Here is a 1,260-nt window from a genome sequence, read left to right on the forward strand (position 1 = left end):
CTTGTGCGCATTTAGTTTATTGACGGTCTCCGTCAAATAAGCCTGAGCTGCCTCTAAATCTAAAAATGAATCCTGGTGGGCAAAGGCTTTACGCCGAATATACTCCACACTTCGCTCTACATGCCCTTTTTCGTTTCCTTTGCGGGGCTGGCAGAGCCTAATCTTAAAATGATAATGCAGGGACACATTTTTCATACCCTCTGTAACTTCCCGTTCTGTTCCAATAAAGTTTTTCACGACTGTGCGCATATTGTCATACGTAAAAACCTCTGGCACAAATTGCAGGGAAGCTATACATTTTGTGTGGGCATCCTGCACACAAACCATGGTTTCCGATTCATACAGATAAGCAAAACGCCAGTTGCTATAGGGCAAGGTAAAAACGGCCATAGAAAGAGTACGCCATGACTGATCAATACATAACTTCACTTCGCCACAATCAAACTCAATTTCCCGGCCTGCGATTGCTTTTTGCCGAATGAAAACTTCTTTTTTGCGAGCTTCTTCACGGTTCACAAAGTTCCTCACTGTGGTATAGCTGATATTGAACCCTTTGTCCAACAGTTTCTCATGTATGTCCACTATTTTTAGCTGTTGCTTGTGCATCTGATTCTGACGCTTGTGCTCATTTTCTTTTAACATTTTTCGTATTTGTTTCACGACTGTGTTCGTCAAAGCCCGTTTTTGTCCATTTCGTTTTTTATACGATGGCGGTGCTATGTAGTTGTCGGTCACCGGTAAATTCCGAATATCTTTTTTTCGGCTCTCCAGATCTTCCTCAATGTAGCGCTTGACTGTGTTCCTAGATAAGCCTACCTCTTTTGCAATGCTTCTCTGGCTTTTACCTTCCTGATGGAAGGCGATTAGCACCTGTTGTTTCTTTTCCAACGAAATCACCTCTATATCCTCCTAACTCTCACAAGTTAGGGTTATTTTCATATAAAGGTGGCTCACTTTTCAATTGCGATGGTGGCTCACTTTTAGGTTAACAAATACATACAAATCTTCAACCAATGGATAAATGAAGGAAAAATCAATCGCTGCCTCCAGCTTCCGCACAAGGTGGTCCTGCGGCACCAGCTGGTCCAGTGCAATCACTTCTAGCTGGTCTCGTTCTGATTGTTTCTCGTCATCATTTTCTATCACCTCAGCCAAAATGTCTGATTTCTATTGTAAAAAACAAAAAGACTGCAGACAAACTCGAATTTCTTCGAGTTTGTCTACAGTCTGAAGAACAGCATATGCTGTTCTTTTCGTTTG

At 42.0% G+C, this 1,260-nt stretch carries 1 protein-coding gene and 1 pseudogene; both read right to left on the minus strand.

Annotation, left to right across the window (positions count from 1 at the left end):
- Window positions 1-888: IS21 family transposase (gene istA / locus BTO30_RS15630; RefSeq protein ID WP_425429475.1), on the minus strand; the 888-nt coding region annotated here is incomplete at its 3' end.
- A gap of 108 nt (window positions 889-996) precedes the next feature.
- Window positions 997-1,143 (minus strand): annotated as a pseudogene (locus BTO30_RS15635) (IS5/IS1182 family transposase); the annotation flags it as partial.
- Between the last annotated feature and the right edge of the window lie 117 nt (window positions 1,144-1,260).

Source organism: Domibacillus antri (assembly GCF_001936625.1).
GTDB lineage: Bacteria > Bacillota > Bacilli > Bacillales > Domibacillaceae > Domibacillus > Domibacillus antri.